Annotated in this window: 7 protein-coding genes; all 7 read right to left on the reverse strand. The window is 68.9% G+C overall.

What is annotated here, in order from left to right:
- On the reverse strand, positions 1-811 hold an 811-nt coding region (locus VFM98_RS06360), incomplete at its 3' end, for a KUP/HAK/KT family potassium transporter (RefSeq protein ID WP_325109064.1).
- Positions 812-936: 125 nt separating this feature from the next.
- Positions 937-2,232, reverse strand: a complete 1,296-nt coding sequence (gshA, locus tag VFM98_RS06365) for a glutamate--cysteine ligase (RefSeq protein ID WP_325109065.1) — start codon at positions 2,230-2,232, stop codon at positions 937-939.
- Between the two features lie 85 nt (positions 2,233-2,317).
- On the reverse strand, positions 2,318-3,598 hold the full coding sequence (locus tag VFM98_RS06370; protein WP_325109066.1) for a glutamate-5-semialdehyde dehydrogenase: 1,281 nt from the start codon (positions 3,596-3,598) through the stop codon (positions 2,318-2,320).
- 165 nt (positions 3,599-3,763) lie between these two features.
- On the reverse strand, positions 3,764-4,822 hold the full coding sequence (gene holA, locus VFM98_RS06375; protein ID WP_325109067.1) for a DNA polymerase III subunit delta: 1,059 nt from the start codon (positions 4,820-4,822) through the stop codon (positions 3,764-3,766).
- A 191-nt stretch (positions 4,823-5,013) separates the two neighbouring features.
- Positions 5,014-6,276 (reverse strand): ornithine--oxo-acid transaminase, encoded by a 1,263-nt coding sequence (gene rocD / locus VFM98_RS06380; RefSeq protein ID WP_325109068.1) that lies wholly within the window; start codon positions 6,274-6,276, stop codon positions 5,014-5,016.
- A gap of 166 nt (positions 6,277-6,442) precedes the next feature.
- Positions 6,443-6,940: an LPS assembly lipoprotein LptE gene (gene lptE / locus VFM98_RS06385; protein ID WP_325109069.1), complete on the reverse strand. Its 498-nt coding sequence runs from the start codon at positions 6,938-6,940 to the stop codon at positions 6,443-6,445.
- Positions 6,937-8,345: class I tRNA ligase family protein (locus VFM98_RS06390; protein ID WP_325109070.1), on the reverse strand; the 1,409-nt coding region annotated here is incomplete at its 5' end. The genes lptE and VFM98_RS06390, both read right to left, overlap by 4 nt.

Consider the following 8,345-nt stretch of genomic DNA (forward strand, 5'->3'; position numbering starts at 1 on the left):
TGCCCTGTGCGAGCAGGAGCGCGCCCTGGCCGAAGTAGTTGAGGATGAGCGCCGGCCACACGAGGGCGAACCAGGCGATCCGTACGGGCGTCTTGCCGAAGTGGCCCATGTCCGCGTAGAGCGCCTCGGTGCCCGTCACCGTCAGCACCAGGGCGCCAAGCAGCACGAAGGCCGTCCCCTTGTGCTCGCCGATGAAGCGCAGCGCATGGTGCGGGCTCACGGCCAGGAGCACCTCCGGCTGCGCGACGATGTGCGGGATGCCCAGCGCCGCGATGGCCAGGAACCAGACCAGGCAGACCGGGCCGAACAGGCGGCCGATGCCGCCCGTGCCGTTCTTCTGCATCCAGAACAGGACGAAGATGATGACGAGGGCGGTCGGCACGATGTAGGGCGTGAAGTCGGGCGACACGAGCGTCACCCCCTCCACCGCCGAGAGCACCGAAATCGCTGGCGTGATCACGCCGTCGCCGTAGAAGATCGCGGTGCCGAAGATGCCCAGGCCCAGCAGCAGGCTGCGCAGGGCGGGCTTGTCGTTCACGGCGTTGGAGGCCAGCGCCAGCATGGCGATCAGGCCGCCTTCGCCGTTGTTGTCGGCCCGCAGGATCAGCGTGACGTACTTCAGCGAGACGATCACCGTGACCGTCCAGAACACGAGCGAGAGCACGCCGTACACGTTGGGCGGCGTCAGCGGCACGTGCGTGGTGTTGAACAGCACCTTCAGCGCGTAGAGAACGCTGGTGCCGATGTCGCCGTAGACGATGCCGATGGCGCCGAGCGTCAGCGCCGCAAGCGAGGATTTCGAGTTCTGCACGAGCCGCCCGTCACGGACCGCGCGTCCGGCAGGGTCTTGAATCTGGGGACCGCCATTGTGCCCCGGCCATCCTTGCGGATGGCCGGATGTTGCTGTGCAGCAACCCGCCGGGGAGCGGCCGTCAGTCAGTCATAGGTTTCCGCTTCGGGGTCCGTCGCCTCCAGCTCGTAGCTGGCCGCCAGCATGGCCAGCCGGCCGATCACGCCGTACATGTAGAAGCGGTTCGGGGCGCTGGCGCCCGGCTTCTGGCCCGGTTGCGGTAAGCGCGTACTCTCGGCGAACGCCAGCGGCACGAAGGTGGAGCCCGGCGCGTTGAGGTTCTCGTCCATGCCGCGGCCGGCGTGCACGCGGTAGAAGCCGCCCACCACGTAGCGGTCCATCATGTAGACCACCGGCTCGGCGACGGCGTCGTTGATCCGCTCGGCCGTGAGCACGCCTTCCTGGATGATCACGTCGGTGATGGGTTTGCCGCCCTTGACGACCGGCGGCTTGTTCTTCGGCCGCTTGCGCAGCTCCTCCAGGTCCTTCACGTCGCGCACCGTCATGATGCCCATGCCTTCGCTGCCGTAGTCCGCCTTCACCACCACGAAGGGCTTCTCGTTGATGCCGTATTCCTTGTACTTCTTGCGGATCCTGGCCATCAGCGCATCGACGTTGGTGCGCAGGCATTCCATGCCCTCTTCCTTGCCGAACTCGAGCTCGCCGCAGCGGTTGAAGAGCGGGTTCACCAGCCACGGGTCGATGCCCAGCATCTTGCCGAAGCGCTTGGCGACGTCCTCGTAGCTCTGGAAGTGGCGGCTCTTGCGCCGCACCGACCAGCCCGCGTGCAGCGGCGGCAGCAGGTACTGCTCGTGCAGGTCTTCCAGGATGCCCGGCGCGCCGGCCGTGAGGTCGTTGTTCAGCAGGATGGTGCAGGGGTCGAAGTTCTTCAGGCCCAGGCGCCGCTTGCTGCGCACCACCGGCTCCACCGTGACGGGGTCGTCGTGCGGCAGCTGGATGGTGGTCGGCTTCTTGATCTCGGGATCGATCGAGCCGACGCGCACGTTGAGGCCGGCCATGCGGAAGATCCGCTGCAGCTGCGCGATGTTGCTCAGGTAGAAGCTGTTGCGCTTCTCGTTCTCCGGGATGATCAGGAGGTTCTTGGCCTCGGGGCAGATCTTCTCCACCGCCGCCATCGCGGCCTGCACGGCCAGCGGCAGCATCTCGGGGGTGAGGTTGTTCCAGCCGCCCGGATAGAGGTTGGTGTCCACCGGGGCCAGCTTGAAGCCGGCGTTGCGGATGTCCACCGAGGAGTAGAAGGGCGGCGTGTGCTCCATCCACTCCAGGCGGAACCAGCGTTCCACCGCCGGCATCGACTCCAGGATGCGCTGCTCGAGCTCGTTGATCGGGCCGGTGAGGGCCGTGATGAGATGGGGGACCATGCGCCTCTTCTAATTCTGTTCGGGTGTCCCGGCGGATTCTAGGAGCTGGGGGCAACCGGGAAGGTTGCAAGAGGCGCGGACGGCCTCAGGTGCGCACTTCGCCGTTGCCCAGCACGATCCACTTGAGCGACGTGAGGCCCTCGATGCCCACCGGCCCGCGGGCGTGGAACTTGTCGGTGCTGATGCCGATCTCCGCGCCGAGGCCGTACTCGAAGCCGTCGGCGAAGCGCGTGCTGGCGTTGACCATCACGCTGGCCGAATCCACCTCGCGCAGGAAGCGCTGCGCATGCACGTGGTCGCGCGTGAGGATGGCGTCGGTGTGGTGCGAGGAGTAGCGGTTGATGTGGGCGATGGCCTCGTCCACGCCGGCCACCACCTTGACGCTGATGATGGGCGCGAGGTACTCCTCCGACCAGTCCTGCTCGCTCGCCTCCTGCACGTTGGCGCCGGGCAGCTGCTGCAGGATCGCGCGCGCCTCGGGGTCGCAGCGCATCTCCACGCCCTTGGCCACGAACACGGCGCCGATCTTCGGCAGGAAGTCCTTCGCCACGCCGCGGGCGACCAGCAGGCCCTCGCTGGCGTTGCAGGGGCTGTACTTCTGGGTCTTGGCGTTGTCGGTCACCTTGACGGCCAGCTCCAGGTCGCAGGGGTCGTCGACGTAGGTGTGGCAGTTGCCATCCAGGTGCTTGATCACCGGCACCTTGGCCTCCCGGCTGATGCGCTCGATCAGGCCCTTGCCGCCGCGCGGGATGATCACGTCGACGTAGTCCGGCATGGCGATCAGGCGCCCCACGGCTTCGCGGTCGGTGGTCTGCACCAGCTGCACCGCTTCGGCCGGCAGGCCCGCCTGCGCGAGCGCCTGCTGCACCAGGCGGGCGAGCGCCTTGTTCGATTCGATCGCTTCCGAGCCGCCGCGCAGGATGCAGGCGTTGCCGCTCTTGATCGACAGGCTGGAGGCCTCGATGGTCACGTTGGGGCGGCTCTCGAAGATCATGCCGAAGACACCCAGCGGCACGCGCATCTGGCCCACGCGGATGCCGCTGGGTTGCTGCTTCATGCCGATCACCTCGCCGATGATGTCCGGCATGACGGCGAGCTGCTCGCACCCGACGGCCAGGGTCTCGATGATCCTGGGCGTGAGCTTGAGGCGGTCCACCATGGGGGCGGCGAGGCCGGCCGCGGTGGCGCGCTCGATGTCCTTCGCGTTGTCGGCCTGCAGGCTCTCGACGCTGGCGCGCAGCAGGGCGGCCAGCGCCGTCAGGGCCTTGCTCTTCTCCGCCGCCGACGCCGAAGCCATGCGCGCCGCCGCCTGCCGGGCCTGCAGGCCCAGGGTGTGCATGTATTCGGAGACGTTGAGGGCGTTCATGGCCCGATTATCGGGCTTTCCCTCACCCCAACCCTCTCCCGCAAGGGGGAGAGGGGGTCAACCCCGTCCGGGCTTGTTCCCTCTCCCGCTTGCGGGAGAGGGCGGGGCTGAGTGTCTTGCTCCCTCTCCCGCTGCGGGAGAGGGTGGGGGTGAGGGTGGCATGGCTCAGGCGCGTCGTCCGCCAGCCGCCAGGCACAGCTCCATCGCCAGCCGATGCAACGCCTGCCAGCCGTCCGCCGGCCATCCCGGCGACTTCAACCCCTTCACGATGCCGTCGACCACGTGCGCCGAATGCAGCAGCTTTTCCAGCACCGGCGCGGCCAGGCGCGGCAGCACGCGCTCGAACAGCTTTTCCTTCGCGCCCCACACCCGCTGCTCGCGCAGCGCCATCGGCAGCGGCCGGCCGGCGGCCATCGCGTCTTTCACGCGCTTGAGCGCCCGGATGTCCTCGGCCAGCGTGTAGTGCACCAGCACCTCGGCCTCGCCCTCGGCCTGCAGCCCGTCCAGCATGCGCTGCACGCGCGCCGCATTGCCGGCCAGCACCGCCTCGGACAGCTTGAACACGTCGTAACGGGCGACGTTCAGCACCGCCGTCTCGACCTGTTCGAAGCGCAGTTCGCCGGCGGGGTACAGCAGCGCCAGCTTCTGGATCTCCTGGTGGGCGGCCAGCAGGTTGCCTTCCACCCGGTCGGCGAAGAACTGCAGCGTGCGCTGGCCCTCCTCGCCGCTGCACACGCGCTGGCCCTGCTGCGCGAGCCGCTGCGCGATCCACTGCGGCAGCGCGGCGCGTTCCACCGGCTGCAGCTCCAGCGCCACGCCGTGGCCTTCGAGGGCGCCGAACCAGGCCGTCTTCCTGGTCTGGAAGTCCAGCCGCGGCAGCAGCACCAGCGTGAGCGTGCCTTCGTTGCCGGCCGCCTGTTCGGCGATCTGCTGCAGGGCCGCTCCGCCCTCCTTGCCCGGCTTGCCGGAGGGGATGCGGATCTCCACGATCTGTTTGTCGGCGAAGAGGCTCAGCGAGCCGCCCGCGGCCAGCACGCCGCTCCAGTCGAAGTGCGCTCCGGCGACGGTGTGCACCGTGCGTTCCGTGTAGCCCTGCGCGCGCGCCGCGCCCCGGATCGCATCGGCCGCCTCCTGCACCAGCAGCGGCTCGTCACCGTGCAGCGTGTAGAGCGGCCGCAGTCCGCGCTGGAGGTGCTGCGAGAGTTGCGCGGCGGCGAGTTGCATGGCGGCAAGTTTAGCGGGCGGAGAATCCGAACAGCCGAACAGCCGAACAGCCGAACAGCCGAACAGCCGGACGCAAAGGACGCGAAGAAAGCGCAAAGGACGCAAAAGGACATCCACTACCTTTGGATGTTCTTTCGCGTCCTTTGCGTACCTTTGCGTCCTTTGCGTCCGGCTGTTGATCCCCTACGGAGCTACACCGCGTTCCGGCCCAGCCCCAGCTCGCGATGCTTCTCCAAAGCCACCCGCCGGAAGACCTCCACCGCGCGGTCCATCAGGTCGAAGGTGATCGTCAGCGGCGGGGCGAAACGGATCACGGTGTCGTGCGTCTCCTTCGACAGCACGCCGCCGGCCGCGAGCCGCTCCACCAGTTCGCGCGCAGTGGCGCAGGAGGGGTCGACGTCGACGCCGATCCACAGGCCCCGGCCGCGCACGTCGCGGACCAGCGGCCGCACCTCGTCCTGCACCTCGCGCAGGCGCCGGAACAGGTACTCGCCCTTCTCGGCGCAGTGCTCCACCAAGCCTTCCTCCTGCAGCACCCGCAGGCCCTCGAGCGCCACGGCCGCGGCCAACGCATTGCCGCCGAAGGTGGAGCCGTGGCTGTTCGGCACGAAGACCTTCATGATCCGGTCGTCCGCGCAGAAGGCGCTCACCGGCAGCAGGCCGCCGCCGAGCGCCTTGCCGAGGATCAGCGCATCGGGCCGGATGCCCTCGTGCTCGAAGGCGAACCACTTGCCGGTGCGCCCCAGCCCCGCCTGCACCTCGTCGTCGATCAGCAGGATGTCGTGCTCGGTGCACCAGGCGCGCAGCTGCTGGAAGAAGCCGGGCGGCGGCACCAGGATGCCAGCCTCCCCCTGGATCGGCTCGATCAGCACGGCGCAGGTGTGCTGCGTGGCCGCCGCCTTCACGCTTTCCATGTCGCCGTAGTCGAAATGCTGGAAGCCGTCGCAGAACGGCCCGAAGCCGATGCGGTACTCCGGCTCGCTGGAAAAGCCGATGATGGTGGTGGTGCGGCCGTGGAAGTTGCCGCGCGCCACCAGGATCCGCTGCTCGCCGTCGGGAATGCCCCGGACGCGATGGCCCCAGCGGCGCGCGCACTTGATCGCCGTCTCCACCGCTTCGGCGCCGGTGTTCATCGGCAGCGCGCGCTCGAAGCCGGTGACCTCGCTCAATTTCTCGAGCAGCGGCCCCAGCGTGGTGCCGTAGTAGGCGCGGGACATCACCGCCACCTTCTCCATCTGGCGCTGCGCCGCCGCCACGATGCGCGGGTGCAGGTGGCCGTGGCTCACCGAGGAGTACGCGCTCATCATGTCGATGTACTCGCGGCCTTCCACGTCCCAGACCAGGCAGTCCTTCGCGTGGTCCACCACCACGGGCACCGGCGCGTAGTTGCGCGCGCCGAAACGCGCTTCCTGCTGGATGTAGGCCTGCGAGGCAGGGGTGGCGGTGGCATCCATGCGACGGCTCCCGACGACGTTCTTCGAAGATGAGGCCGCGGCAGGTCGCACGCAAGGGCGCCGGCGCGGCAACGGTACCCAAGGATGGCACGGCCCGACCGACGGGACTGTAGGAGCGCCGAAAGGCCCCTTGCAGGCGTGCGACGACGCCCCGTCCGGCCGTGTCTTACAGGGAGCGGACGGCCGCCAGCCGGCGGATCAGCTGCTGGACGAGGTCGGTCTGCATGTCGCGGTACAGGAGCGCCTCCTCGGTCTCCTTGGCCAGCACCGCGGCCTCGTTGAAGCTGATGTCGCGCTGCTGCAGCAGCTCGGTATCCGGGATCAGCTCCTTGCCCTGGCCGGTGCGCAGGCGGAAGTGGATGCGGGTGCGCAGCTGGAACTCGCGCACCTGGCCGCTGGTGTTCAGCCCCACCACCACCTTCTCGCGCAATTCGGAGGGCAGCTCCAGCACCACCCGGGCCTGGGCCGCATCGGCGCCGGCCGGCAGCACCCGCAGGCGGCCATCGGCGGCCAGGTTGCGCCGCAGCTCGTTGCCGACCGGCGACGTGGAGGGCGCGTTGACCGCGATCGAATCGAACACGAAGTCGGGCGCCTGGCGCAGCTGGAAGCCGCAGCCGGCCAGCAGCGCCGCGGCGCCCGCGGCGATCCAGGGACGTCGCCTCATACCACCACGTTCACCAGCCGGCCCGGCACCACGATCACCTTCTTGGCCGCCGCGCCGCCGGAGAACTTCTGGAAGCCTTCGCTGGCCAGGGCGATCTTCTCGATCTCCGCCTTGTCGGCGCCGGCCGGCACCAGGATGGAGCCGCGCATCTTGCCGTTCACCTGCAGCACGAGCTCCACCTCGTCCTGCTTCAGCGCGCCCTCGTCCACCTGCGGCCAGGGGGCGTCGAGCAGGTCGCCCTGGGCGGCGGCGTAGCCCAGCTCCTGCCACAGCGCGTGGGTGACGTGCGGCGTGACCGGGTACAGCACGCGCAGCAGGATGCCGAAGCCTTCCCGCAGCGCGGCGTCCGCGCCCGGCTCGGCGCCGCCCTTGAAGTCCTCCAGCGCGTTGAGCATCTTCATCGCGCCGGAGACGACGGTGTTGTACTGCATGCGCTGGTAGTCGTAGTCCACCTGGCGCAGCACCACGTGGATCTCGCGCCGCAGGGCCGCGGCGGCGCGGGACGGCGCGCCGGCCGCGGCAGCCGGCGCCTGGGCGAGCTTCAGCCCGAAGTTCCACACCCGGCGCAGGAAGCGGTAGCTGCCTTCCAGCGCGGCATCGTTCCACTCCAGCGTGGCCTCCGGCGGCGCCGTGAACATCGTGTACAGGCGCGCCGTGTCGGCACCGTACTTCTCGATCAGGTCCTGCGGGTCGACACCGTTGTTCTTGGACTTGGACATGGTGGTCCAGCCCTCGTACGTCACCGGCTGGCCGTCGGCCTTGGCGGTGGCGGAGACCACGTGCGCGTGCTCGTCGCGCACGATGTCCAGGTCATGGGCCCAGAAGTACTGCTTGCCGGTCGTCGTGCGCGAGAAGGCCTCGTTGAGCACCATGCCCTGGGTCAGCAGGCGCGTGAAGGGCTCGTCGATCTTCACCAGCCCGATGTCGCGCATCACCTTGGTCCAGAAGCGCGCGTACAGCAGGTGCAGGATGGCGTGCTCGATGCCGCCGATGTACTGGTCCATCGGCATCCAGTACTGCGTGCCCTCGGCGACCATGCGCGCGTCGTCCTTCGGGTCGCAGTAGCGCATGAAGTACCACGACGAATCGACGAAGGTGTCCATCGTGTCGGTCTCGCGGCGCGCCGGCTTGCCGCACACGGGGCAGGTGCAGGCGAGGAAGTCCTCGCGCTTGTTCAGCGGATTGCCGCTGCCGTCCGGCACGCAGTCCTGCGGCAGCACCACCGGCAGATCCTTTTCCGGCACCGGCACGGCGCCGTGCTCCTCGCAGTGGATGATCGGGATCGGCGTGCCCCAGTAGCGCTGGCGGCTGATGCCCCAGTCGCGCAGGCGCCAGGTGGTCTTCTTCTCGCCCAGGCCCTTCTGCTGCAGGTGGTGCGCCACCGCGTTCACGGCGTCCTGGTAGT

This window comes from Ramlibacter sp., from assembly GCF_035706265.1.
Lineage (GTDB): Bacteria > Pseudomonadota > Gammaproteobacteria > Burkholderiales > Burkholderiaceae_C > Ramlibacter.

Coding starts and splice junctions, on each gene's coding strand:
- gshA (WP_325109065.1), bottom strand. CDS start 2,232: ATGGTCCCCCATCTCATCACGGCCCTCACCGGCCCGATCAACGAGCTC.
- VFM98_RS06370 (WP_325109066.1), bottom strand. CDS start 3,598: ATGAACGCCCTCAACGTCTCCGAATACATGCACACCCTGGGCCTGCAG.
- holA (WP_325109067.1), bottom strand. CDS start 4,822: ATGCAACTCGCCGCCGCGCAACTCTCGCAGCACCTCCAGCGCGGACTG.
- rocD (WP_325109068.1), bottom strand. CDS start 6,276: ATGGATGCCACCGCCACCCCTGCCTCGCAGGCCTACATCCAGCAGGAA.
- lptE (WP_325109069.1), bottom strand. CDS start 6,940: ATGAGGCGACGTCCCTGGATCGCCGCGGGCGCCGCGGCGCTGCTGGCC.